Raw genomic sequence first — 25,597 nt, forward strand, 5'->3', positions numbered from 1 at the left:
AGATTTAAGACCTTATGTTTACATCACCATAGCATAAGTAGGTTAAGTTCATGGTAAGATTTGGGGCAAAAAAGGTGGAATTCTTTCCACCTTTTTTATTTATAAGATTCTTCATTTAAAGAAAAAATCAGACTTTTTTATTAGGGAATAGGCGTATTGTTTTCAGCGACGTCCAAAATTAAAATATTACAATTAAGAAAAGTTTAACCGATTTAAGAGATTTTTGGCAATTTTATATGTAAAATAATGATTTTCAGTTGTATATTTGCGTATACCATAGCATAAGTAGGTTAAGTTCATGGTAAGATTTGGGGCAAAAAGGGTGGAATCTTTCCGCCCTTTTTATTTTTTTGGTGGTATCGTAAAAAAAACGGGCGACTGCCCGTTTTCAAATTTCTATAAAGTTCTTATTTGTAGCCCTACTTACCCGCTTCGTAAAGCTCATTTACTTTATTCCAATTGATCACATTAAAGAACGCTTCGATATAGTCCGGCCTTCTATTTTGGTAGTGCAAATAGTATGCATGCTCCCAGACATCGATTCCTAAAATAGGTGTGCCACCGCATCCGGTCTTTGGCATCAAAGGATTATCTTGATTTGGCGTGGAACAAACTTCAACTTTTCCCCCTTTGTGAACACAGAGCCAAGCCCATCCGCTTCCAAACCTTGTGGCAGCGGCTTTGCTAAATGCATCCTTGAACGCCTCAAACGATCCAAAGGCTTCGTCAATGGCGGAAGCCACCGCTCCAGTCGCAGCACCACCTCCATTAGGAGACATGATCTCCCAAAACAGACAATGATTATAAAATCCGCCACCGTTGTTTCTAACTGCCATATTGCTCATATCGAGATTTTCTAGAATATCTTCTATCGATTTCCCGGATAGGCTGGTGCCGTCGATTGCTCCATTGAGTTTTGTAGTGTAGCCATTATGATGCTTGGTATGATGTATTTCCATAGTTCTGGCATCTACATGTGGTTCTAAAGCATCGTATGCATATGGTAATTTTGGTAATTCGAAAGCCATGATGATTATTGTTTTTTTGATTAATTAAATAGTCTCTTTCAAAGTTACTATAAAGCTGAAGAATATTAAAGACAACTCATCGAGATTTATTATTTTGGTATAAAATATTACTTTGGCCAAAGCCTCCTTCTCCATATATAATGCCTCCGCAGGAAGCGGTAAGACATATACCCTAGTAAAAGAGTATCTGCGGATACTATTGGGTTCTAAAAGAACGGAACCCTATAAACATCTATTGGCGATCACTTTCACCAATAAAGCCGTGGCCGAGATGAAAGATCGGGTACTAAACAGTCTAATGCTATTTGGCCGAGCTTCTTCACTAGAGGATGGCGGGCCAATGTTTTCTGAGTTATGTGCAGAATTGGGAATGCACCCTACTCAACTTCAGCTTGCTAGTGAAAGATTGCTAAAACAACTGTTGCACAATTATGCATTTTTTGATATCTCCACGATCGATCATTTTACGCATCGTATAATAAGAACGTTTGCTTACGACCTTGATCTGCCTTTAAATTTTGAAGTGGAACTGGACACGGACAGGTTAATAGGCGAAGCGGTGGATAGGCTTATATCGAAAGCGGGTGAGGATAGTACATTGACAAAGGTGCTCATAGATTTTTCACTGGAGAAGGCTGACGAAGATAAGAGCTGGGATATTGCATGGGACCTTAATAAGATCGGAAAGCTTTTGTTGAGAGAAAATGATTATTATGTGCTGAAAGAGATCGGTGAAAAAAAATTATCCAATTTTTCTGAGTTAAAGGCAGCAATAAGAAATCAAATTAAAACAAATGAAGATGGTTTGTCCAAACTCGGAAAATCATCTTTGGACCTAATTAAAGAAACTGGGCTAGAGCATTCGGATTTTTCCGGAAAATATTCAGCACCAGAATATTTTTCGAAGCTAAAACAGCGAAACTTTAAAGTGAGTTTTGATACTGTCTGGCAATCAAAGCTGGTGAACGGTGAAGCACTTTATAAGGCTAAGACACCACAGCATGTTATTGATGGTATAGAAAGTATTCAGTCATTGCTCGCAAAGTCGTTTTTGCAAAGCAAGGAAGCAATTGAAGCATTGAAGTTTTTGAAGAATTTTTATAAGCATATTACCCCACTTTCTATATTGAATGCCATCCAGACCTGCCTTAAAGAGATACAAGAAGAGCAGAATCTTTTACTCATTTCCGAATTCAACAGGATCATCAGTGAGACCATAAGTGATGAGCCGGCGCCGTTTATATATGAGCGGCTTGGTGAGCGTTATCGTCATTTTTTTATCGATGAATTTCAAGATACTTCTACTATGCAATGGAACAATCTTATTCCATTGGTACAACATGCATTGGAAGGACACATAGAAGAAAATTCGGGAAGCCTACTTCTTGTCGGAGACCCAAAACAGTCCATTTATCGATGGCGAGGAGGAAGTGTAGAGCAGTTTCTGGAATTGCTTGAGGGGAAAACCCCATTCTTCACGCAAGCAAAGGTTGAAAATCTAGATCGAAATTTTAGAAGTTATGATCGGATCATCGAATTCAATAATGCCTTCTTTTCCCACGTGGCCAGTCAATTCGAATTATCAAGTCATAAGCAATTATATCTTACGGGCAATAAACAAAAGGCAAATCATCGAGTAGGTGGGTATGTAAATTTGAGTTTCATTGAAGCACAGTCAAAAGAGGAAGAACACCAACAGTATTCAGAAAAGGTGTTGGAGCGAATAGCCTTGCTACAAAAGGAAGGATTTAAACTAAAGGATATCTGCATTCTTACCAGAAAGAAGGAAGAAGGAATTCGGTTGGCAAGTCTGCTTTCCGATCATGGAATCCCTATCATTTCGTCCGAAATCCTTTTGGTTTCGCGTTCAGCAAAGGTACAAATGATCATCCATTTATTGGAGTTGATTGTGGATCCCCATAACATGTTGGCCAAAATAGAAGTGCTTCAATATTTGACAGCACAATCGATATCGGTAAAGGATAAGCATGAATTTTACCAAGAACTCATGGCATTGAACGGGCAAGTCTTTTTCAAAAGACTCGAGCAGTACGGCATATCTTTCGATCTTGACGATTTTCAGCAGGATTCATTGCTAGAAGGCGTAGAGTATATCATTCGCAGTTTTAATCTAATAACTAAGCCCGATGCCTATGTGCAGTACTTCCTGGATTTTGTATTGGACTTTACTCAAAGAAAATCGTCCAACCATTTCGATTTCCTCGCGCACTGGGAACAAAAAAAAGATTCGTTGAGCATCACCATGCTTCAGGGAAGTGACGCCATACAGATCATGACCATCCATAAGTCTAAAGGATTAGAATTCTCGGTAGTTCTCTTCCCATATGCCGATGTGGATATTTTCTATGAGAAAGAACCGAAGACCTGGTTTCCTATAGCACCAGAAAAGTTTGAGGGCTTTAATTATGCATATCTCAATTACAGCAAGTCTCTGGCCGAGGTTGATAAGGTTGGTGAAGAAATCGTTGCACACAGAGAAGCACAAAAACAACTAGATAATATAAATCTGTTGTATGTAGCTCTTACGAGAGCTGTAGAACAGCTGCACATCTTCACAAAAAAGGAATTGGATAAAAAGGGAAACGAGAGATTGCAGCGCTATTCGGGTCTTTTTATCAATTTTCTCAAACAAGAGAAATTATGGAAGGATAATATTCTAACATATACTTTTGGAGCTCCGAAAAAAGTATCAATCCCATTGAACATCCAAGAAGACCATGTGGCACAAGAAAAGTTCATTTCTGTGCCCAAGGAGCAACATCGAATAAGGATAATTACCAAACAGGCTTCTCTCTGGGATACGGCACAAGAAGCTGGCATTTCGCGTGGTAACCTTATCCATGACCTTATGGCCGAGGTGAAAAGCATTCATGATATCGACACGGTTCTTGAGGAGTTCCTTTCTAGAGGAGCCATAGAACGGGAACAAGAAGCCGATTTGCGGATCACTCTTCATAAGGTAGTAAAACATCCAATGCTAAGAGATTTCTTCGATACAGATCATCTCGTGTATAACGAAAGAGATATTATCACCAAAGAAGGAGTTATCATTAGACCAGATAGATTGGTGATCGCCAAAGATGGGACTGCAAGTATTCTAGATTATAAAACTGGCGGACATCAGGTCAAATACAATGATCAGCTTAACAGATATAGTGTAGTTTTAGAAGAAATGAACTATGATCTAGCACAAAAGGTTTTGGTCTATGTCAATGAAGAAATCGAAGTCGTAAAGGTGTAGTTAATTTCAAACGATGTAGTACCTTTGTTCTTATCTTTATTGACAAACGATTATGTACGGAAAAATACAGCAACACCTTCAACAAGAGTTAAAAGAAATAGAACAAGCAGGTCTCTTCAAAAAAGAGCGTATTATAACCTCACCACAAGATGCGGTGATCAAGATCTCTACTGGCCAAGAGGTCATCAACTTTTGTGCGAATAACTACTTAGGTTTATCGTCACATCCAGAGGTGATACAGGCAGCCAAAGATACCTTGGACACGCATGGTTTTGGGATGTCCTCGGTTCGATTCATCTGTGGAACGCAAGATATACACAAGAAATTAGAGACGAAGATCGCCGAATTTTACGGAACAGAAGATACCATATTATATGCTGCAGCTTTTGACGCCAATGGTGGGGTTTTTGAACCTTTGCTCACGAAAGAAGATGCCATCATCTCAGATTCATTGAACCACGCATCCATAATTGACGGAGTGCGTCTCTGCAAGGCGAAACGTTATCGTTATGCAAACAATGATATGACGGATTTGGAAGAACAACTGAAGCAGGCCAATGAGGATGGAGCTCGTTTTAAGATCATTGTCACAGACGGCGTTTTCTCCATGGACGGATTGTTAGCTCCCTTGGATAAGATTTGTGATCTGGCAGAAAAATATGATGCCATGGTCATGATCGACGAATGTCATGCCACCGGTTTCATTGGGGCCACAGGGCGCGGCACCTTGGAAGAAAAAGACGTTATGGGAAGAATTGATATCATAACAGGTACGCTTGGAAAGGCAATGGGCGGTGCGATGGGAGGCTACACTACCGGGAAAAAGGAGATCATCGAAATTTTGAGGCAACGATCTAGACCGTATCTATTCTCCAATTCTTTGGCTCCTGCTATTGTTGGGGCATCAATAAAGGTATTTGAAATGCTCAAATCAGATACATCGCTGCGAGACAAGCTTCATAGTAACACAACCTATTTTAAAAAGGAAATGAAAGCAGCTGGGTTCGACATCATTGATGGCGACTCGGCCATAGTGCCCGTAATGCTATATGATGCAAAACTTTCGCAAACGATGGCAGACAAGCTGCTGGAAAAAGGAATTTATGTTATTGGCTTTTTCTATCCCGTTGTACCTAAAGGAAAAGCTCGAATAAGAGTCCAGCTCTCGGCAGCGCATACGAAAGAACATTTGGACAAGGCTATTTCGGCTTTTGTTGCAGTTGGAAAAACCTTGGGTGTAATTTAAAACCGCAGTTAATCACCCGTCTTTTCTGACGTAATTTAAAAAAATTAATATATTTGTTTCGTTAATAGTTTTTAACAACTTACATTTGTGATTAATTAACACTTAAAAAATTAAATAATTGAACATGAAAAATCTTAGCAGATTTCTAGTTGCTTCATTGCTATTGGTAAGCTTCGCCACTGTGAATGCACAAGACAAAAACAATCCTTGGCAGGTGAGTTTTGGTGTAAATGCCATCGATGTATACCCAACCAATTCAGGTAGAACAGTTGCTGGTGCACCTGTTTCTGGTGGATGGTTTGACAAGTATTTCGATGTTTCTGACCACTGGAACATCCTTCCTTCAGTTTCGACTATAGCTGTTTCTAAATATGTTGGAGATGGTTTCTCTGTTGGAGCAAGAGGATCTTTAAACAAAATTGAAAACTTAGGAGATGTAAGGGCAGATGACCTTTCTCATTACGCGATCGATGGTACGATTAAGTACAATCTTGCTGAACTTTGGGATGGTGGTAAAAAGTTTGATCCATTCGTAGAAGTTGGTGGTGGTTACACTTGGATTGATGAAATCGGAGCTGGAACACTAAATGGAGGTTTAGGATTCAACTACTGGTTCACAGAGAACCTTGGTGTAAATATCCAATCTTCTTATAAGCACGCTTTCGAAGATTATCTTCTTCCACATTTCCAACATGTAGCAGGTCTTGCTATTAAGTTTGGTGGAACAGATACCGACGGAGATGGTATTTTCGATAAGGACGATGCTTGTCCAGAAGTTGCTGGCCTAGAAGCCTTCAACGGATGTCCTGACACAGACGGTGACGGAATAGAAGATAGCAAGGACGATTGTCCAAATGAAGCTGGTCTAGCTGAGTTTAACGGATGCCCAGATTCTGACGGAGATGGAATCGCTGATAAAGATGATGCATGTCCTACCGAAGCTGGTTTAGCTGAATTAGCTGGATGTCCTGATAAGGATGGAGACGGCGTCGCTGATAAAGATGATAACTGTCCAGAGGAAGCAGGTCCTGCTGCAAATAGCGGATGTCCTTATGCTGACAAAGACGGTGACACTGTATTAGACAAAGACGACCAATGTCCTGATGTTGCTGGTACTGTTGCAAACAACGGATGCCCAGAGATCACTAAGGAAGTTGAAGCTGAATTATCAGCAGTAGGTCAAACTATCAACTTCAACACTGGTAAGGCAACACTTACTGATGATTCATTGACAGAGCTTGCAAAAGTTGTTAAAATTATGAACGACTTCAGTAGCTACAACTTTAAGATCGAAGGACATACTGACAGTGTTGGTAGCAGCGCTCTAAACTTGAGATTATCAGAGAAGAGAGCAATCGCAGTTAGAGACTATCTTGTAAGCCAAGGTATCGCTACAACCAGACTTACTGCAGAAGGTCTTGGAGAAGGTAGCCCAATCGCTTCTAACAAGACAAGAGCTGGTAGAGCACAAAACAGACGTGTAGAATTCAAGCCAGTTAAGAACTAAGAATACCTTAAACTTAACATATAAGAAACGCCTCGGTTTATCCGAGGCGTTTTTTTATTTTTATACTATGAAGACTTTCTTGTCCGAAGTGATTGCTAAAGCACTTCAAAGCTACGATGACATATCCAAGGTCACTTTTATCTTACCGAGCAAGCGGGCATGTGTCTTTCTAAAGGACGAACTTACCAAACAGCTGGATAGAACGACCTTTTCGCCCCAAATAATGAGTATAGAAGACTTTGTGGGGAATCTTTCCAATCTTAGGCCCTGTTCAAATACACAGCTTCTATTTGAATTCTATAGCTCGTATTTGCGACTAACACCCGCGTCCGACCAAGAGTCTTTCGACACCTTTAGTAAATGGGCCCAAATAATATTGCAGGATTTTAACGAGATCGATCGTTATCTCATTCCACACAAGACGATCTTCTCTCATTTGTCTGCCATACAAGACATCAATCACTGGTCGCTACAAAATGACAAGAGCAAACTCGTGGCTAACTACCTAAAATTTTGGAGGAAGCTATCTGACTATTATGAAAGCTTTTCTGATGATTTGGTCGCAAGAGGTATAGGCTACCAAGGACTGATCTATCGAGAAGCTGTGGAAAATTTGGAATATTATCTTCAGTCGAATGAACAACAGCACGTATTTGTTGGCTTCAATGCGCTCAATACTGCCGAACAGAACATTATTAAAGAGATGCTACAACAAGGAAAGGCTGAAATATACTGGGACGTTGACGAGCTCTTCTTCAACGACAAAGAACACGATGCTAGTTTGTTCTTGCGGAGATATCGATACGAATGGAAGCACTTTGAAAACAATCCCTTTAATTGGGTGTCTACTCATTTTTCTGGCGAGAAGAATATTCAACTTATTGGAGTACCTAAAAACTTCAGCCAAGCAAAATATACAGGCGAACTACTTACAAAAATACATGCCGAGCGACCAGACTATTCGAACACAGCTGTTGTGCTGGCCGATGAGAGCCTTTTGTTGCCAACTTTGAACTCCTTACCCGAAGAGGTTGAAAGATTGAATATCACCATGGGATACCCTCTAAAGGACACACCTACTGCAAGTTTCTTTGAAGGCTTATTCCAACTAAATAATAAGAAAAAGAAAGATTCCTTCTATTTCAAGGATGTGATCGCAATACTATCCCACCCGATGTCCAAAGCATTGTTCACTATAGAAGGAAAAGACTTCACAATCGGGATCATTAGAAAGATACAAGAGCAAAATATCAGCTATATAAGTGCTGAAAGACTGCAAAACATAGCATCAGAGGCCGCCGAAACCCTAGAGCTCATATTCCCTAAAACTGCGCTTCAGTCTATAGATGACTTTATTTCCAATTGTTTGACGCTAATAAAGAAATTGAAAGGGAACTATCAAAAGAATGAATCAAAACATTTACTTCTCTTGGAGTATCTCTATAGATTTTACGAACTATTCAATCAAGTTAGACTGCTCAATGAAAAATATGGGCACATCAAGGATCTTAAAACCCTTCTAGGAGTCTATCATGAACTACTTCGATACGAGACTTTGGACTTTCAGGGAGAGCCGCTAGAAGGATTGCAAATGATGGGAATGTTAGAGACGCGGGTACTGGACTTTGAAACGGTGATCATTACTTCTGTAAATGAAGGAATTCTTCCTTCTGGTAAAAGCAATAATTCCTTTATTCCATTTGATGTTAAAAAACATTATGGTCTTCCTACCTTTAAAGAGAAAGATGCTATTTATACCTACCACTTTTATCGATTGCTTCAAAGAGCCCAGAATATATTTGTTTTGTACAATATAGATAATGATGGTTTTAATGCCGGTGAGAAAAGCCGTTTTATAATGCAGTTGGCCATCGAGCAACAACCAGCCCACAAGACAAGGGCTTATGTGATAAGCCCACAAACAGAGACCATCGTAAGCAATCTGAAGCATATAGACAAGACCGACGGGATGATGCTTCAGATCAAAAATCTTGCGTCCAAAGGCTTCTCTCCCACAACCTTGACCAATTATATTCGCAACCCCATCGACTTCTACTATGAAAAGCTGTTAGGCATCTCTAAGCCTGAAGAGGTTGAGGAAACCATCGCGGCAAATACCCTTGGGACCGTTGTTCATGACGCATTAGAAATCCTGTACACACCTTTAGTGGGTAAAAAACTGGAGGCCGATGAACTCCAAGAATTATTTCCGAAAATAGATCCGTTGATCAAAGAATTGTTCTCAAAGAGCTATGGGGAAGGAAACATCCACTTTGGTAAGAATCTCATTATTTTTCATGTTGCCAAACGCTTTATAGAAAATTTCATCTACCACGAGATCGACGAGCTAAAATCTGGAAACAGCATAAAGATCCTTGCGCTAGAGAGCGATTTGCATACACAGATCGACATTCCAGAGCTAGCGTTTCCCGTCGCAATTCGAGGGAAAGTCGACCGCCTTGACGAATTTAACGGAGTAATAAGGGTCATCGATTATAAGACTGGGAAGGTTGAAAAGTCGCAACTTTCGGTAGAGGAATGGGAGTTCTTGATGACCGATTATAAAAAATATAGTAAAAGTATACAAGTATTGTGCTATGCCTATATGATACAGAGACAGTTCAATATCACTGGACAGATGGAAGCAGGTGTGATCTCCTTTAAGAATCTACAGAACGGATTTCTGAAATTTACCGATAAGAACAAAAATAGTAGCTTGATCACGCCAGAGACATTCGATGCGTTCTTGTTCGAGTTAAAAAACTTGATTTTGGAGATCTGCAATTCGGACATACCATTCCAAGAAAAAGAAATATAAACAATGATCATAGACAAAAACATAATTTTAGAACGCACTGGTTCCAGACCAATACTAGTGGATGTCTTTTTTCGGAGGAAGGATAACAAAAAACCAGTAGTCATCTTTTGTCACGGATACAAGGGATTCAAAGATTGGGGTGCCTGGGATCTTGTGGCAAAGAGATTTTCCGAAGACGGCTATTTCTTTGTGAAGTTCAATTTTTCACATAATGGAGGGACCATAGAACAGCCTATAGACTTTCCTGACCTCGAGGCTTTTGGACAAAATAACTATTCAAAAGAACTGGACGACCTAGCCTTTGTGATCGATTGGATCACTTCCAGCGAACATCAATATCACGATGAGGTTGACGTGGATAACATCACACTCATCGGTCATTCTCGAGGAGGTGGAATAGTAACGATCAAAGCGGAAGAAGACAGTAGAGTGTCAAAGGTTGTAAGTTGGGCGGGAGTAAGCGATTACAAGAAGCGATTCGTAAAAGAGGAAGCATTGAAGCAATGGCGTGATGATGGGGTAATGCACGTGATCAATGGAAGGACCAAACAAGAGATGCCACATTATTATCAATTTTTTGAAGATTTTATAAAGAATGAAGAACGATTAACGATAGCGAGAGCGGCAAAGAATCTTAAAATTCCGCAGTTGATCATTCATGGTACTGAGGACACTTCTGTTGATCCAAATGAAGCACAAGATCTCTACTGGTGGAATCCTAAAAGCGAGATATTCTGGGTTCAGGGAGCAGATCATGTCTTTGGAGTCAAACATCCATGGGATAAGCAAGAGATGTCTAAGCACTTGGATGAAATCGTAACGACCACCATTCGCTTCATTAGAAATGGAGAAGTATCTCCAAATATATTTTCAAGCTGATTTTTCCCTATACCAATGGGCTTAAAAGATTGCTATTTTTAGGGATTTCCCTATTTCAGGCTTCTGGGTCAATGATGATTTTTGTCTTTGATAAAAACATAAAATTATGACTATTGAAGGAAGTTTAAGAGGTCTTAATAACAAAGACACGTTTAAGAGAACATTGGAGCCTGGGAGACATTCGTACTGCATAAGAAATAATGGCGGTGGCGTTTTACGTTTTAAGATCAAAACAATCGATGAGGGCAAATGGAGGGTTGCCGAAACGCGCTCAAAGATCAAATCGAGACGATCAGTAAAAGGAGAGTTCTTCGTCTCAGACGAAAGCGCCAATAATGTCGAATTCATTTTTTCAAAGGCGTTTGGAGCCTTTAGAAGCGAATACGAGTTGGAATACCAACAAGAATCCTGAGCTTCTTCGCTATGCTTTCGGTTTCAGGTCGGGTCGCGTTGGCCTAACTTCAATCTTACTCGGCAGGGTCCTTGGATGCATTTTTAGCAGATCGATCACCAATTCGCCAATATCTTCGGGTTGAATTTTCCAGGCATCTTTTTCATCAGGCACATGACCGTTAAAATGACTGGTCACCGATCCCGGCATGATGGTCGAAACTTTGATGTCATAAGGCCGCAGGTCTAACATCGCGGCTTGTGTAAAGCCAACCACGGCAAATTTGGAAGCATTATAGCCAGCACCTGTCTGGAAGAAATTGGTGCCAGCTAAACTGGCAATGGTCATATAATAGCCCTTGCTTTTCTTCAATGCTTCGACAGAGGCTTTTAACGTGTTGAAAACGCCAGTGACATTGGTATCTATCATCTGATGCCATTTTCCTTCGTCGAGCTGGTCGATCGGCGCAAAATGTCCCACACCGGCATTGGCGATCACCACATCGAGTTGTCCGAACTTTTCTAAAATTTTGGATACTGCAGCCTTCTCATCAGGTAGATTGGAAACATCCGAACCAACGCCCAACACCCTATTTTGGTCGATGGTCAGTTCTTTGGCGGCCTCTTCTGCGTTAAAACTTCTGCGTCCGCTGATCGCGACCCGCATTCCGGCATTCAACAGGGATTGCGCAATGCCTAAGCCAATGCCTTTAGTTCCTCCGGTGATATAAGCTACTTTATCTTGTAAGTTCATGGTTATCGATTTTATGAGAATAAAGATACGGCGGTCTTTGATGAATATGAAATGCTTAAGAAATAAAAAATCCACTCACTTGTGTGAATGGATTTAGTACTTGATGTGGAGAAGATGGGACTAGCTTGGCTGGTCCTGGTGACACGCACTGCTGCAAATACTAAATCGCTTGCCAATTGGCAAGATTTTCTATTTCCATCAAAGAATGAAGCAAGCTTCATCTTTTTAAGAAATAAAAAATCCACTCACTTGTGTGAATGGATTTAGTACTTGATGTGGAGAAGATGGGACTCGAACCCACGACCTCTTGACTGCCAGTCAAACGCTCCCCGCCCGAACGTACCGGCGGTAGTTCGGTACGGGCGGGTAGCCAGCTGAGCTGAATGAATTAGCTCAATTGTGACTACATCTTCAAATTGTTTTTACGCCACCGTCTTCCAGCAGCTGACTTTAAGTATTTTTCCCTGCTTCTCGCCTGCGAGATAGATGTATGGGCTTCCACATGGACAACTTTCCAAGGGATATATGGTTTTGTGGATGTGACCTTTCCTTCATTGTGGGATTTGAGCCTTGAATTAACGTCTCGACTCATTCCAACATAATGACGGTGATGCTTCTCACTGTATAATATGTGCACGAAATGTGACGTGGCCATTATCTTAGATAGAAAAAGCCCTCAAAAGACGAGGGCTTTACTTTTGTGGAGAAGATGGGACTCGAACCCACGACCTCTTGACTGCCAGTCAAACGCTCTAGCCAGCTGAGCTACATCCCCAAATTTTAATCGGGATTTAGCGAAGCGCCTGTCCCGCAGAAGCTCTGCGAAGGCGGGAAGCTACATCCCCATGGGGTGCAAATATAAAACTTTCTATAAATCTCCGCTTAAAATCAACAACGGAATTGTGGTATGAAACTCTTTTTTTAAAATGACATTCTTCTCCCAAAGCTTTTTAAAGAAACCGCGTTTTCTTCTAAATACGCAAAGCATATCGGGTTTTATCGTTTGAAAATGCTCCAATACTCCTTGATAGGTCGTAGCGTTTTCAGAGATGGTCACATGAGAACTTAGGTCCATCATTGCAGGAGCGATCTTTAGATCGTCCTCATCATAACCAGGAGTCTTTACCAGAAGCAACTTGATCTCTGCATCAAATTGTGCCTTTAGTTTTTTAAGAAAGGTCAGTTTTGACTTTTTCTTGATCCTTCCGGACTTAAAAGCGGTGAGAATCGTTTTTACAGGAGAAAAAACGGTTCCATCTGGAATGACAAGAACCGGAGTGTCCGTCTGTTTCACTATACTTCCTGTGGTATTGCCCAAAAACACTTCTTCTCTTATGTCAGTACTTCTTGGAGCAATAATAATAAGATCTAGACCATATTCCTTTTCGAAGTCCTTGATTCCATCTAACGCATCACCTTTGTATGTCACAATATTTACTTTGACACCTTTAGTGTCCGCTTTGGAGATCAGAGCCTCAAGATCTTCCTTACTGGTGCGCTGCATCACCTGATTCACATTAGAGATGGCTCCTGCTCTAGGAATGAGCGTATAGGCTTGCATCACATGGAGTGTACTGCCAAACGCATTGGCAAAGTCAATGGCATATTGCAAAGTGTTTGCTCTTGCTTCAGAGCTCCCTATCGGGACCAAAATATTTTTCATCTCAGTTGCTGGTTAATGTTCTAAATTTACAACTTAGTTTGATACAAAAGCTGTTTATTACATGATTCGAGCGGCAAAATTACAAGATATAGCTTACATTTTAACCATTACAAAGGCCTGTGCATCAGCTATGATAGAAAAAAACATCTATCAATGGAATGAACACTATCCTTCAAAACAAGCATTTGAGAACGATTTGGATCGCGGTGAGCTTTTTGTTATCGAGAATGATCAAGAAATTTTAGGGTGTATCACTATCTCAACATATATGGATGTCGAATATGAACCTATCCAATGGCTTACCGAAGACAATCAGAATGTTTATATTCACCGTTTGGCAATAGAACCAAAATATCAAGGAAAAGGTTATGCACAAGAGTTGATGGATTTTGCTGAAGATTTTGCCAGTGAGAAAGGGTTTTCTTCGATCAGACTGGACACTTTTAGCCAGAACCAGAGAAATCAACGATTCTATGAGCAGCGTGGTTATCAGCGGCTGGGAAACGTTTATTTTCCTAAACAAAGCGAACATCCCTTTTTCTGCTATGAGAAGATCCTATGCATTAAGGCCAATCCCTAGAAATATCAATTGAAAACAAGTATCTCCTTCCGGCATATCAATAAATTGGCTGTCCCCGCGATTGTAGCGGGTATTGCAGAACCAATTCTTTCCGCAACCGATACTGCCGTTGTGGGAAATATTCCGATAAACGGCACCGAATCGTTGGCAGCGGTTGGAATCGTGGGAACATTTCTTTCCATGCTCATTTGGATTTTGGCACAGACCCGAAGTGCGATCTCTGCGATTATCTCTCAACATTTAGGCGCAGGAAGGATAGCCGAGGTAAAGACCTTACCCGCCCAGGCCATTGCCTTTAATATCGGATTGAGTCTATTGGTGTTGGTCAGTACCATTCCATTTATACCTCAGATCTTCATGCTGTTGAAAGCCGAAGGAATCGTATTGGATTATTGTATCTCCTATTACAGCATTAGAGTTTGGGGCTTTCCGTTGACCTTATTCACGTTTGCCATCTTTGGTATTTTTAGAGGGTTGCAGAATACCTTCTGGCCAATGGTGATCTCTTTGGTCGGGGTCGTCGTCAACATTATTCTCGATTTTGCCCTTGTTTACGGCATTGAAGGGTTGTTTGCCGGTATGAATCTCGAAGGAGCGGCCTGGGCCAGTTTGATCGCTCAGGCGGTGATGGCCGTCATGTCCTTTATATTATTGCTGAAAAAGACGGAAGTATCTTTAAAAATTCATACTACTTGGCATCCCGAAATGAATCGCCTCATCATCATGACCCTAAATCTATTCGTTCGCTCTGTGGCCTTGAACTTTGCATTGATACTGGCGGTGCGCGAAGCTACAGCCCTAGGGACAGATGTCATTGCCGCACATACCATCGGAATACAAATATGGCTATTCACAGCCTTTTTTATCGATGGATACGGAGCCGCAGGAAATATCCTCGGAGGCAAATTGCTGGGAGCTCGCGATTTTATAGCGTTGAATCGTTTGACAAAGAGAATCACGATCTACGGCCTCGTAGTTTCTCTTTTTTTAGGCATATTGGGTCTGTTGGGATATAACTTTCTTGGAACCATTTTTTCTAGTGACGAAAAGGTGCTGACCATATTCGCAAGCTTCTTTTATATTGTACTATTCACCTTACCCTTCAGTGCGATAGCGTTCGTTTTAGATGGCCTTTTTAAAGGGCTTGGTGAGATGGGATATCTTCGCAATGTGCTACTGGCCTCCACCTTTTTAGGGTTTCTTCCCGTTTTGTTAATGGGGAAGTATCTCAACTGGGGAATCCAAGGGGTTTGGACGGCCTTGGTCGTTTGGATAGCGTTTCGTGGAGCAGCACTCGTCGTCAAGTTCAAAAAGAAGTATGCGGCAGCCTATTAACTTTGAAGTGGAATGCAATTTTGGGGGCTAAATTTCGTACCTTCGACACCAAAAATATAACAAAACATAAAACTATAGTTATAAATGTTAACAGTAGCCACAGATTTTGGAATGAAAGAAGCCTTACAACAATTGGGCGTAAAGGATATTAATGAAGGCACTTCAACAGGGTCGAATTGGTTTTCTTCGGGAGCAGAAATTGCCTCGTATTCACCGGTCGATGGAGCGTTGATCGGAAAAGTAAAGACAACGACACGAGAGGATTATGAAAAGGTAATGACCAGCGCAACTTCGGCCTTTAAAAGTTGGAGAGTGATGCCCGCGCCGCAACGAGGTGAAATAGTTCGCCAATTTGGAGACAAGCTTCGCGAATTAAAAGAACCGCTAGGGAAGTTGGTCTCTTACGAAATGGGAAAATCATATCAGGAAGGATTGGGAGAAGTCCAAGAGATGATCGATATCTGTGATTTTGCCGTGGGACTTTCGAGACAGCTTCATGGATTGACCATGCATTCTGAGCGCCCTGGCCATAGAATGTACGAACAATATCATCCGTTAGGAGTGGTAGGAATCATTTCCGCCTTTAACTTTCCCGTGGCCGTTTGGTCATGGAATACCGCTTTAGCATGGATATGTGGTGATGTTTGCGTTTGGAAACCTTCGGAAAAAGCACCGCTTTGTGGAGTCGCCTGTCAAAATATCATTGCAGAGGTATTGAAGAAAAATGACCTTCCCGAGGGAATCTCTTGCCTGATCAATGGGGATTATAAAGTAGGAGAGTTTATGACCACCGACAAACGAATTCCGTTGATCTCCGCTACGGGTTCTACTCGCATGGGCAAGATCGTGGCGAAGACCGTGGGAGAGCGTTTGGGCAAATCGCTGCTAGAATTAGGTGGAAATAACGCGATCATCGTTACCCCTGATGCCGATATTAAAATGACCGTGATCGGAGCTGTATTTGGTGCTGTAGGGACCTGCGGTCAGCGTTGTACCTCCACGCGAAGATTGATCATCCATGAAAGTATCTACGACAAGGTGAAAAATGCCGTGGTAGATGCCTATAAACAATTGCGTATTGGAAACCCACTTGACGAAAATAATCACGTCGGACCGCTGATCGATAAGGATGCGGTGAAAATGTATGAGGCCGCCTTGGAAAAGGTAGTTGAAGAAGGAGGTAATATCATCGTTGAAGGTGGCGTGCTATCTGGCGAGGGTTATGAGAGTGGTTGCTATGTAAAACCTGCGATAGCCGAGGCCGACAATTCTTTTGAGATCGTTCAGCACGAAACCTTTGCTCCTGTCTTGTATTTGTTAAAGTACTCAGGAGATGTGGAAAATGCCATCGATATTCAAAATGGGGTGGCGCAAGGTTTATCCTCGGCAATAATGACCAACAATCTTCGAGAAGCAGAACGTTTCTTGAGTCATGCCGGTAGTGATTGTGGCATCGCCAATGTGAACATCGGAACTTCCGGGGCAGAGATCGGAGGTGCCTTTGGCGGAGAGAAAGAAACTGGAGGTGGACGTGAGTCGGGCTCGGATGCCTGGAAGATCTATATGCGCAGGCAGACCAACACGATCAACTATACCACAGAGTTGCCATTGGCCCAAGGAATCAAATTCGATCTTTAAAATACCAACGACAAATTATTATAATACGAAGACCGCTTCAAAAAAGGAAGCGGTCTTTTAATTTTGAACAACGTCCGCCACTTACTATCGCCCAGCCTTAGTTTTAACGAAAACATGGCAATAAGCGTCATTTCTATACCGTTACTAAAAGAAAAACAATTATGCAACGCTGGCACCTATTTGTAATTGGGGGGATTAGTTTACTACTTTCCATCGTTCTAGGTTTTGTGGATGAAGGATTATATAGCTTCAGGTTTTTAGGAAGGATCGCAGATGTTCTAGCGGTGGTCATCTGGGCAGTTTTTATCGCTATTATTCCTGTGGTCTTGTATGTTTTTCGCAAACAAAGGAATCCCAACTATTATCTGCTCGGTTTCCTGCCTACGCTGTTGATGATCGTAATGATCATTTTGGGAGATTTTATCTAGACCCAAAAAAGACGATCACTGCTATTACCAAAAGAATGAACATCACTAAGAAGAATATCTTCCAGAAAGAATAAGGACGCTTTCCGCTTATCGTACCTGTTTGTCCATTTATATAAAAATGATACTCCTTGCCTTTAAATTTATAGCTGCTGATAAAAACAGGGAGCAGTACATGCTTAAAGGTCTCGTCGCTTAGGTCGATATCTGCATGATGAATCTGTTGGGTGTCTCCACCAATATCCCTACGAATCCAGGTATAAGCGATATCTTTAGCCTCTTTGTAAGACTGGCGATGGCCGTCCTTTAATGAAATGGTGTACTTCTCTGTGACAAAGCCGGCCAGATATTTTTGATTGAAGGGAACCAAAGATTCTTTTAAGTTCCAAGTTGTGATCGTAGCCGGAATTTCGCGACGTTTCTTTTCCGAAGCATTGATCAAAATATCATCGATAAATCCGCTGACATTTCCAGAGGCTGGGGTCCAACGGGTACGGCGCTCTTGCCGTGTCCTTGTTTTACCACTAGCATCTGTGTAGGTTTTGGTGACATAATAATAATCCCCTCGCATCCCCTGATATTTCGCAGAGAGATTGCAATCAAATGTCCAATGTGGTAAATATAGTCCATGCAACGCCTCAGGGTCTAAGGCTGCCCGTTTTAACTTATTGGGAGCAAACCATAACGAATTGACCCAATTCTTAAATAATTGCCGAGCCTTCTTTTGGTCAAAAGAAAATGGAAGTACGGCCCCTGGCAAAATCCAACCTTCCTCCTGTGCATCTTCCAAGATCAAGGGTTCACCACAGTAAACACAATGCAAAGACTTAAAGTTTTCCTCGATATGCTGAACGGCACCACAATTTTTACAGTCGATCACTTCGATCTTGTCGGTAAAAGCATGGTTACCAACAAGGTTCAAATAATGATGCAACTCCAACTCCTCGAAACTGGTCTTCTCTTGCTCTATGAACTCTTCATAACCGCAGTAATTACAAAGCAATTGATGAGACCCAGGCTTATATTTCATCTCTGCCCCACAATTGGAGCAGGCCTTTTTTTCTTCGGATCGTGTGATTTTTTGTTCTTCTTGCATACTTCTTTAAAGCTCCCCTCCTGTCATCCTCAGCGGAGTCGAAGGAAAGGAGGGATGCCCGAAGGGCGGTGTGGTTTGTACTTATCTCAACAACTAGTTGTTAATTGGAAGGCAACGGCGGAGGCGTATTACCTCCCAAGAATGACTTTAATTCCTCGACGTCTTTCAATGCGGTCCAAGATTCCATTCCCTGCTTCCAAACCAAAGTGTCTCGATTGATCGTTCGAGCGGCAAATAATGATCTGAGCGTATCAAAAGGAACGGGTCCAGACTGTTGACCGTTGCTGGCGTAGAAATATTGCACTTGTGCAGGTATTGGCGGAGGCACAGCGGCCTGTGGCGATTGTGGTGCCGCCTGTCCACCCATGTTTGGATTCATCATGCCTCCCATTTGCTGTGCTAGCACAAAGCCCATTCCCATGCCCATTCCAGCACCTGCGGTCCCACCTTCGTTTTTGGCAGCAGCTTCGATGGCTTTGGCAGTTTTGAACTTGGTCAACTTATCCAGGTCTAGTTTATCTATACGACTGTATTCGAAGATCTCTTTCTTCAATTCTTCGGGCATGGAGACATTTTCGATATAAAAACGCTCCAGTTCGATACCCACTCTTCCGAACTCTGGCTGCATCACTTCTTGGCAAGTCTCCGAAAGTTCCGAAGTATTGGCGGCATATAATTCGATCGGAATATTGGCCTCACCAACAGTATCTGTAAAACGAGTGGCGATCAAACTTTTCAAGTGTTCGTTCACCTCATAACTGGTAAAGTTACTATCGGTTCCCACCACATCGACGATAAATTTCCCGGCATCCGAAATTCTAAAGCTATAGGTTCCAAAGGCACGGATCTCTACAAGGCCAAAGCGTTCATCACTCAAGGTGATCGGATTTTTAGTTCCCCATTTCTCATCGGTGAACAGACGCGTGTTCACAAAATATACTTCTGCCTTAAAAGGGCTATTGAAACCGTATTTCCAACCCTTTAGCGTTGCTAAGATGGGAAGGTTCTTCGTATTCAAGGTATAGGTTCCCGGGGTGAACACATCTGCCAGCTGTCCTTCATTGATAAAGACCGCGGTCTGCCCTTCACGAACGATGAGCTTAGCTCCGTTCTTTATCTCATTTTGATAGCGCTCAAAGCGATGAACGATCGTGTCATTAGAATCGTCCAGCCATTCTACGATGTCAATAAATTCGTGACTTAGTTTCTTTTTGATCTCGTCGAATAATCCCATTTTAGTCGGTTTTTAGAATTGAAGTTTCAAGTTACACATTGTGAGTACAATTTGAAAAGGAGTTGTTACAAAAAATATGTTTTTTGGTGAAAAATCCCCGATGTTTCATCGGTCTTTAGTTAGGATAAAATCAATTTCTCCCGTTCTCATGTGGATACAGCGTATGCACTGGGTCACTTTGCCAAATTTGTTTGGTTTCGGTATCGATCAAGGACAACGGACTCTTATAGGCTGCGCCAGAGTCGATGTTCCAAACGTTGGCCGCATTGTACGGGACGTCCAAACCAATGCGGGTTGTGGGCGTGTGGCCTATATAGATCTCCTTGAATAGCTTTAGTCGTTCGGGATAATTTATGTTTGAGGGATCAAGGTCTTTATTCATACTTAGAGCAGTTTCCCATAAGGTACGATCCCAATACATCATTTCTGGGAAGTATTCGAATTTCGGACCCTTTAGATTGGTGAATCCGGCATGTACGTACAACCTGTTTTCATTGTCGATGTGATAATTTTTCAAGTCTTCAATAAAGCGGATATGCCTTTTAATGGTGGTAGCTTTAACTTTGTTGTAAGCCTCCACCGTCGCTTTTCCTCCATGTTGAAGCCACATGGGATTGTTCTTTTTCTTGGTTAGCCACTCATAGCAAAGATCATCATGATTTCCGCGGATGAATACGCAGCGATTTTTGGTGTTCAATTCGATCAGATAGTCAATCACCTGGGGAGATTGGCTCCAACCGTCAACATAGTCGCCAAGAAAGATCAAGGTGTCTGAAGGAGCGATCTCAGCTCGTTCTAATACTTGCTCTAAAGCTTTTAAACCACCATGTATATCTCCAATGACCAGTGTTCGCATTTATTTTCGAATAATTTTGATTTGTTGAAAAATCTTACAGCAAAGATATTTAAAAATAAGACTTCGGTATGCGTCTTTCCATTATCCTTGACTATATCGAATCTTTCTTAGTATTCTTCTCGCCTCTTTAAAGGAAGCATAGGCCTCTTCATCATGTTTTTGCAGGTATAACTTTGCATCCATCAACTTATCCAATGCTTCATGAAATAAGTTGAGATAGCAGAGCATATAAGTGGCGGGCAGGTTTTTTAGATCTTCTTTATCTATTGGGCTCAGGGGAAGTTCTTTCTTTAATTTGTTTAGCAACGCGTTATTGTTATTATAGATATGATGTAGCTCTTTCTTATCGTATTGAGGAGGTTCGAACACCAAAGTGCTATCTACGGTATAGGTGCCGTTTTCTTCAAAATTGAAGACCACCTCTTCCAAAGCGTAGTATTTATAGTTGTTATTAAGGCCTAACTGAACATATTCTGTGATCATAAAGGCGTCCTCAGAGTATCTGATCTTTACCTCATCCAAAGCAGAATAGAACAATTTTACCTGTTCGTTGATCAACTCGATATCCACACGAGAGTAATAGGTCTTCTCTTCAACCTTGTTGGGAATTCCGGCCCAACAGACCACAAAGGTCTCCTTAAAGACCTTATAATGCGATTCCATCTCGTTATGGCGGTGATTCAAAAAATCGATGACACCGTCTAACGTAAGCTCGATATTGTTTTGTGCATGCGTCTCTATCTTGGAAACGATTTCGCTGTTCGTATCCTTTATTTCGATATCGAATACTTTGGGCATGCTGATACTCCCATCCCTAAAAAAGACCGAACCGCCATAATATTTCCAGATATTCTTTCTGAGGGAGCATATTTTTCCATTGCTACGTATGGTAACGAGTCCCACCACCTTTCCTGTTGGCAAGTTGGGGAAAGGAATATTTTCATACTGAACCATTGGAGGATTCGCCAAGTAAGCATTGATCAAATTTTGAATCTTGCTATCATCGAAGAAATCGACCCCGACGATCTCATCGTCATCCTCCACACCGATCACAATAAAGGCGTTATTGTTTGGATTGCTATTAGAAAGGGCACAGATGTGCTTCAGGAATTTCGCCTTTCCCTCCTTTTCGCCAATATTGAGCTTGCGCTTTTTGTCATAAAAGCTATTCTCGTCATTGTGAGCCAAAAGGTTCTTTACTAATAGGCGTTTGTTTATCAAAATTTCTTTATTTGTCATTCCTGCGTAGGCAGGAATCTATTTCATTTATCATCCGCTTTCTTGAAGTATCCTTTAAGGTTTGCTGATACAAATTCAGCAACCTTATGATAATAGTTCCAACTCCCTTTCAATATTCAATCTAGCTTTTTCTTCCAATCTTTCAAAGTACATATCGGTGAAATACAGTCGCTTTCGTTCTAAGAACTGTTGTAATACTTTCTTTCGGCCCTTCTTGTATATAAAATCTGGATATATATGGTATTCTTTCCGTATTTGTCCAACGTACCTTTGATATGTCTCCCAATTACTTCCTAGAATGGAAAGATCAAAATCAAGGAGCCATTGATTATCTGAATCTTGTAGAAAAAGAGTTTCGTGCCTTTTTGTAGAAATGATCAATTTTGAGCACTTTTCGATTTTTTCCTGTTGCAAACCGAGTATTTTTAAGCGATTTTTAGCGAAAACGGCACTTTTTTCCTCATTATCTTGTCGGGTGGCCTTATAGATAATATCATGATACCAGATCGCTAGAAGCACTTCAGGAACATCTATGAGTTGATGCTTCTGCTCATTTGCCTGTTTGAGCATCGATTCAATATGAGCCAGGTTATGGTAGTGGCGACTTTTATGAGAATAGGCGGCCTCTATTTCTTCCCAAAGGGTCACTACGAATGTACCGTCATTGGTAAAGTGTGTCGCTAAAGTTGTCCATTGGTCTTGTAAATCGAAACTCAAATCAAAGATCTTTATTGAGGATCCCCGCAGTGGCTTGTGCTGTAGGATAAACGGTTAGATCTGCAATATTCACATGGGTTGGCATACTTACAACGAAGTGAATGATCTTGGCGATATCTTCGGCTTGTAAGGCCTTATACCCTTTATAGACGGTATCGGCACGTTTTTTATCCCCTTTGAAGCGAACCTCGGAAAATTCGGTCTCTACCAATCCTGGATTTATCGCACCTACTCGGATGCCATGTGCATTGAGATCGATACGCATTCCTTGATTGATGGCATCTACGGCATACTTGCTTGCGCAATACACATTACCATTTGGGTAGACCTCTTTACCAGCGATAGACCCAATGTTGATGATATGACCCTCATTGCGTTCCACCATTTGCGGAATGATTGCTTTGGAGACATACAGCAGGCCCTTTACATTGATGTCCAACATGGCATCCCAATCCAATAGGCTCCCTTTTTGAATAGGGTCGAGGCCATGAGCATTACCAGCATTATTGATCAGAATATCAATTTTTTTGAAGTTTTCAGGGAGATGATCCACCGCCTGGAATACCGCATCCTTATCCCTAACATCAAAACTACACGTGTGAACGTTGGTCGTTTTACTCAATTCTTTCTGTAGTGCATCAAGCCGATCTTGACGTCTTCCACAAATAATAATATTGAAACCATTATTAGCTAGGAGTTTTGCCGTTGCCTCGCCTATTCCCGAAGTGGCCCCAGTGATGAAAGCAGTTTTACTCATGATATCCTATATTCTTAATCGTTAATAAAAATCACAATCCCCTTTTACAATATCAGGAGCTAGGGCACTTTATGTCCTTGACTAGCGACGAGTAAGGAGAACCAATCCTCAAGTTCCAACTCAATTTTTAGTGCGTTAACTGCATTGATAATTCGGTCTTTTCCAGTAGTGCCGATCACAGGGTGAATACTTGAGGGATGCTGTAATATCCAAGCCAATAAGAGTTGATCAGCCGTTGCATTGTATTTTGGCATCAACTCCATCAGCTGCTGATGAATCCGATGCGTTTGATCGTTCTCTTCTCTAAAAACCGTTCCGAGTGGACTCCAAGCCATGGGAGTAATTCCATGTAATATCATATGGTCCAATGTCCCGTCATGCATCGCATTATGAGCTGTCAATGAAAACTCGATCTGGTTTACCGCTACAGAGGTACCGCTGTCGATCAGTTGCATTTGCGAAGGAGTAAAATTGGAGACTCCAAAATCAACTATCTTCCCTTGGGTCTTTAACTGTTCGACCGCCTCTCCAATTTCATCTGGATGCATCAATGGGCTAGGTCGATGTAGTAATAAAAGATCTAAATATTCGGTCTGAAGATTTTTCAAACTCTCCTCTACAGACCCGATGATGTATGACTTGCGGTAGTCGTAGTGTTTTATACCATTTGGCCGCTTCTCGCATATGTACTGAATTCCGCACTTAGAGATCAATTGAATGCTATCGCGAGAAATCCCACTTTTAGATAAGGCCCTTCCAAAAGCCTCTTCGGTTGTATATCCTCCATAAATATCGGCATGATCGAAGGTATGAATACCTTGGCTCACACAGTGATGTATCAGATCCACCATTAGCTCTAGATCAAGGTTTTTACCCCAACTTCCCCAGGTCATTGTGCCTGCGATTATTCTTGAATATTTCTTGTTTTTCATTTACTATTACTATTAGCCTTAAAATTAGGAAACTTAAAACTTCCTTAAAAGCCCCAGAGCAACTTAACTTTTAACCAATTGTTAACAGCACAAACCTAAATAAATGCACAATTTGCGAACCTAAATAGAGATTGTTAAATTCACGCTTTCAAAAAATGAGCGTATCTATGGAAAACACTACAGTAGACATTAAAGCAATTAGCGAAAAGATCGAAAAGGAAAGTGCCTTTGTAGACTTGCTCACTATGGAAATGAACAAAGTGATCGTCGGACAAAAGCATATGGTAGAACGATTGTTGATCGGGCTCTTAGGTCAAGGACATATTTTGTTAGAGGGGGTGCCCGGACTGGCAAAAACATTGGCCATTAATACTTTAAGTCAGGCTGTGAAAGGAAGCTTTAGTCGTATTCAATTTACACCAGACCTTCTTCCTGCCGATGTGGTTGGAACCATGATCTACAATATCAAGGAGAATGATTTCTCTATAAAGAAAGGTCCTATTTTTGCCAATTTCGTACTCGCGGACGAAATCAACCGGGCTCCTGCAAAAGTACAATCGGCCTTATTGGAGGCTATGCAAGAGAAGCAGGTCACCATCGGAGATGAGACCTTTATCCTAGACAAGCCATTTTTGGTAATGGCGACTCAGAACCCTGTGGAGCAAGAAGGAACCTATCCGTTGCCAGAAGCACAAGTAGACCGTTTCATGCTAAAAACAGTCATCGACTATCCAAAGATGGACGAAGAGCAGATGATCATTCGTGCCAATTTGAAAGGGAGCTTCGAAAAGGTAAATCCTGTGGTTTCTTTAGAACAGATCTTGGCTGCGCAACAGGCCGTGCGTGAAGTGTACATGGACGAGAAAATAGAAAAATACATTCTGGATATCATCTTTGCTACGCGTTATCCAGAAAAATATAAACTTTCCGACTTAAAACCATTGATCAGCTTTGGGTCTTCTCCTCGTGGAAGTATCAATTTGGCCAGTGCCGCAAAATGCTATGCTTTTATCAAGCGAAGGGGATATGTGATTCCTGAAGATGTTCGCGCGGTGGTACACGACGTGCTGCGCCATAGGATCGGCATTACTTATGAGGCGGAAGCCGAGAATGTCACGACCGAAGACATCGTAAGCAGGATCGTTAACGAGATCGAAGTACCATAGATAAGTAAGCAGTCGTCAGTCTCAGTATGCAGATATGTATTACTGAAATACTGGGGTCATGTACTGCCAACTGCA

At 41.5% G+C, this 25,597-nt stretch carries 23 protein-coding genes and 1 tRNA gene; 12 read left to right on the forward strand and 12 right to left on the reverse strand.

From position 1 onward, the window contains the following. Positions 1 to 419 precede the first annotated feature (419 nt). Entirely contained in the window at positions 420 to 1,028 is a 609-nt protein-coding gene (locus ACFQ1M_RS13715; RefSeq protein ID WP_386409148.1) for a superoxide dismutase, read from the reverse strand. Positions 1,029 to 1,140: 112 nt separating this feature from the next. On the opposite strand from ACFQ1M_RS13715, the gene ACFQ1M_RS13720 reads away from it, so the two are divergent. The 6 genes from ACFQ1M_RS13720 to ACFQ1M_RS13745 all read left to right on the forward strand — a co-directional run bounded on the left by ACFQ1M_RS13720 (position 1,141) and on the right by ACFQ1M_RS13745 (position 11,152). Further along, positions 1,141 to 4,290 carry a UvrD-helicase domain-containing protein gene (locus ACFQ1M_RS13720; RefSeq protein ID WP_386409150.1) on the forward strand — a complete coding sequence of 1,050 codons (3,150 nt, stop codon included), beginning with the start codon at positions 1,141 to 1,143 and terminating at the stop codon, positions 4,288 to 4,290. 52 nt (positions 4,291 to 4,342) lie between these two features. Continuing rightward, positions 4,343 to 5,536, forward strand: coding sequence for a glycine C-acetyltransferase (gene kbl, locus ACFQ1M_RS13725; protein WP_386409152.1), 1,194 nt, complete (start codon positions 4,343 to 4,345; stop codon positions 5,534 to 5,536). 124 nt (positions 5,537 to 5,660) lie between these two features. Then, positions 5,661 to 7,043 (forward strand): OmpA family protein, encoded by a 1,383-nt coding sequence (locus ACFQ1M_RS13730; RefSeq protein ID WP_386409154.1) that lies wholly within the window; start codon positions 5,661 to 5,663, stop codon positions 7,041 to 7,043. A gap of 67 nt (positions 7,044 to 7,110) precedes the next feature. Continuing rightward, positions 7,111 to 9,861: a PD-(D/E)XK nuclease family protein gene (locus ACFQ1M_RS13735; protein WP_386409156.1), complete on the forward strand. Its 2,751-nt coding sequence runs from the start codon at positions 7,111 to 7,113 to the stop codon at positions 9,859 to 9,861. A gap of 3 nt (positions 9,862 to 9,864) precedes the next feature. Further along, positions 9,865 to 10,740: an alpha/beta hydrolase family protein gene (locus ACFQ1M_RS13740; RefSeq protein ID WP_386409157.1), complete on the forward strand. Its 876-nt coding sequence runs from the start codon at positions 9,865 to 9,867 to the stop codon at positions 10,738 to 10,740. A 106-nt stretch (positions 10,741 to 10,846) separates the two neighbouring features. After that, the gene (locus tag ACFQ1M_RS13745; RefSeq protein ID WP_386409159.1) at positions 10,847 to 11,152 is read left to right on the forward strand and encodes a hypothetical protein; all 306 of its coding nucleotides are present in this window, start codon (positions 10,847 to 10,849) and stop codon (positions 11,150 to 11,152) included. Positions 11,153 to 11,161: 9 nt separating this feature from the next. Here the strand turns inward: ACFQ1M_RS13745 and ACFQ1M_RS13750 are convergent, their stop codons facing one another. Beyond that, the gene (locus ACFQ1M_RS13750) at positions 11,162 to 11,884 is read right to left on the reverse strand and encodes an SDR family oxidoreductase (protein WP_386409161.1); all 723 of its coding nucleotides are present in this window, start codon (positions 11,882 to 11,884) and stop codon (positions 11,162 to 11,164) included. Between the two features lie 87 nt (positions 11,885 to 11,971). Here ACFQ1M_RS13750 and ACFQ1M_RS13755 point away from each other — a divergent pair, with 87 nt between their 5' ends. Then, complete coding sequence (locus tag ACFQ1M_RS13755) at positions 11,972 to 12,151, forward strand: hypothetical protein (protein WP_386409163.1); 180 nt, start codon at positions 11,972 to 11,974, stop codon at positions 12,149 to 12,151. A gap of 136 nt (positions 12,152 to 12,287) precedes the next feature. On the opposite strand, the gene ACFQ1M_RS13760 is transcribed toward ACFQ1M_RS13755, so the two are convergent. The 3 genes from ACFQ1M_RS13760 to ACFQ1M_RS13770 form a co-directional block, all read right to left on the reverse strand. Further along, positions 12,288 to 12,539, reverse strand: coding sequence for a GIY-YIG nuclease family protein (locus ACFQ1M_RS13760; protein ID WP_386409165.1), 252 nt, complete (start codon positions 12,537 to 12,539; stop codon positions 12,288 to 12,290). Between the two features lie 46 nt (positions 12,540 to 12,585). After that, positions 12,586 to 12,659: transfer RNA gene (locus tag ACFQ1M_RS13765), tRNA-Ala, on the reverse strand. Positions 12,660 to 12,752: 93 nt separating this feature from the next. Next, complete coding sequence (locus ACFQ1M_RS13770; protein ID WP_386409167.1) at positions 12,753 to 13,547, reverse strand: universal stress protein; 795 nt, start codon at positions 13,545 to 13,547, stop codon at positions 12,753 to 12,755. Between the two features lie 61 nt (positions 13,548 to 13,608). Between ACFQ1M_RS13770 and ACFQ1M_RS13775 the strand changes: the two genes are divergently transcribed. The 4 genes from ACFQ1M_RS13775 to ACFQ1M_RS13790 all read left to right on the forward strand — a co-directional run bounded on the left by ACFQ1M_RS13775 (position 13,609) and on the right by ACFQ1M_RS13790 (position 17,528). Continuing rightward, positions 13,609 to 14,127 carry a GNAT family N-acetyltransferase gene (locus ACFQ1M_RS13775; RefSeq protein ID WP_386409169.1) on the forward strand — a complete coding sequence of 173 codons (519 nt, stop codon included), beginning with the start codon at positions 13,609 to 13,611 and terminating at the stop codon, positions 14,125 to 14,127. A gap of 9 nt (positions 14,128 to 14,136) precedes the next feature. Then, positions 14,137 to 15,462, forward strand: coding sequence for an MATE family efflux transporter (locus ACFQ1M_RS13780; RefSeq protein WP_386409171.1), 1,326 nt, complete (start codon positions 14,137 to 14,139; stop codon positions 15,460 to 15,462). Positions 15,463 to 15,546: 84 nt separating this feature from the next. Next, entirely contained in the window at positions 15,547 to 17,100 is a 1,554-nt protein-coding gene (amaB, locus tag ACFQ1M_RS13785) for an L-piperidine-6-carboxylate dehydrogenase (RefSeq protein WP_386409173.1), read from the forward strand. Positions 17,101 to 17,261: 161 nt separating this feature from the next. Next, on the forward strand, positions 17,262 to 17,528 hold the full coding sequence (locus ACFQ1M_RS13790) for a hypothetical protein (RefSeq protein ID WP_386409175.1): 267 nt from the start codon (positions 17,262 to 17,264) through the stop codon (positions 17,526 to 17,528). Here ACFQ1M_RS13790 and ACFQ1M_RS13795 read toward each other — a convergent pair. The 7 genes from ACFQ1M_RS13795 to ACFQ1M_RS13825 all read right to left on the reverse strand — a co-directional run bounded on the left by ACFQ1M_RS13795 (position 17,521) and on the right by ACFQ1M_RS13825 (position 24,356). Next, positions 17,521 to 18,621, reverse strand: a complete 1,101-nt coding sequence (locus ACFQ1M_RS13795) for a DNA helicase PriA (RefSeq protein ID WP_386409177.1) — start codon at positions 18,619 to 18,621, stop codon at positions 17,521 to 17,523. The two genes, ACFQ1M_RS13790 and ACFQ1M_RS13795, sit on opposite strands and share 8 nt — an antisense overlap. A 100-nt stretch (positions 18,622 to 18,721) precedes the next feature. Next, entirely contained in the window at positions 18,722 to 19,855 is a 1,134-nt protein-coding gene (locus tag ACFQ1M_RS13800; RefSeq protein ID WP_386409179.1) for an SPFH domain-containing protein, read from the reverse strand. Positions 19,856 to 19,985: 130 nt separating this feature from the next. Further along, a complete protein-coding gene (locus ACFQ1M_RS13805) occupies positions 19,986 to 20,711 on the reverse strand; it encodes a metallophosphoesterase family protein (RefSeq protein ID WP_386409181.1) in 726 nt (241 codons plus the stop codon). A gap of 81 nt (positions 20,712 to 20,792) precedes the next feature. Then, positions 20,793 to 21,932, reverse strand: a complete 1,140-nt coding sequence (locus tag ACFQ1M_RS13810) for an ATP-binding protein (protein WP_386410875.1) — start codon at positions 21,930 to 21,932, stop codon at positions 20,793 to 20,795. A 102-nt stretch (positions 21,933 to 22,034) separates the two neighbouring features. Then, the gene (locus tag ACFQ1M_RS13815; RefSeq protein ID WP_386409183.1) at positions 22,035 to 22,667 is read right to left on the reverse strand and encodes an HD domain-containing protein; all 633 of its coding nucleotides are present in this window, start codon (positions 22,665 to 22,667) and stop codon (positions 22,035 to 22,037) included. Position 22,668: 1 nt separating this feature from the next. After that, entirely contained in the window at positions 22,669 to 23,424 is a 756-nt protein-coding gene (locus ACFQ1M_RS13820) for an SDR family NAD(P)-dependent oxidoreductase (protein WP_386409185.1), read from the reverse strand. A 59-nt stretch (positions 23,425 to 23,483) separates the two neighbouring features. Further along, on the reverse strand, positions 23,484 to 24,356 hold the full coding sequence (locus ACFQ1M_RS13825; RefSeq protein WP_386409187.1) for an aldo/keto reductase: 873 nt from the start codon (positions 24,354 to 24,356) through the stop codon (positions 23,484 to 23,486). Positions 24,357 to 24,523: 167 nt separating this feature from the next. Here ACFQ1M_RS13825 and ACFQ1M_RS13830 point away from each other — a divergent pair, with 167 nt between their 5' ends. After that, complete coding sequence (locus ACFQ1M_RS13830; RefSeq protein WP_386409189.1) at positions 24,524 to 25,522, forward strand: AAA family ATPase; 999 nt, start codon at positions 24,524 to 24,526, stop codon at positions 25,520 to 25,522. Positions 25,523 to 25,597: the final 75 nt, after the last annotated feature.

Origin of the sequence: Sungkyunkwania multivorans (assembly GCF_042675645.1) — a bacterium.
GTDB lineage: Bacteria > Bacteroidota > Bacteroidia > Flavobacteriales > Flavobacteriaceae > Sungkyunkwania > Sungkyunkwania multivorans.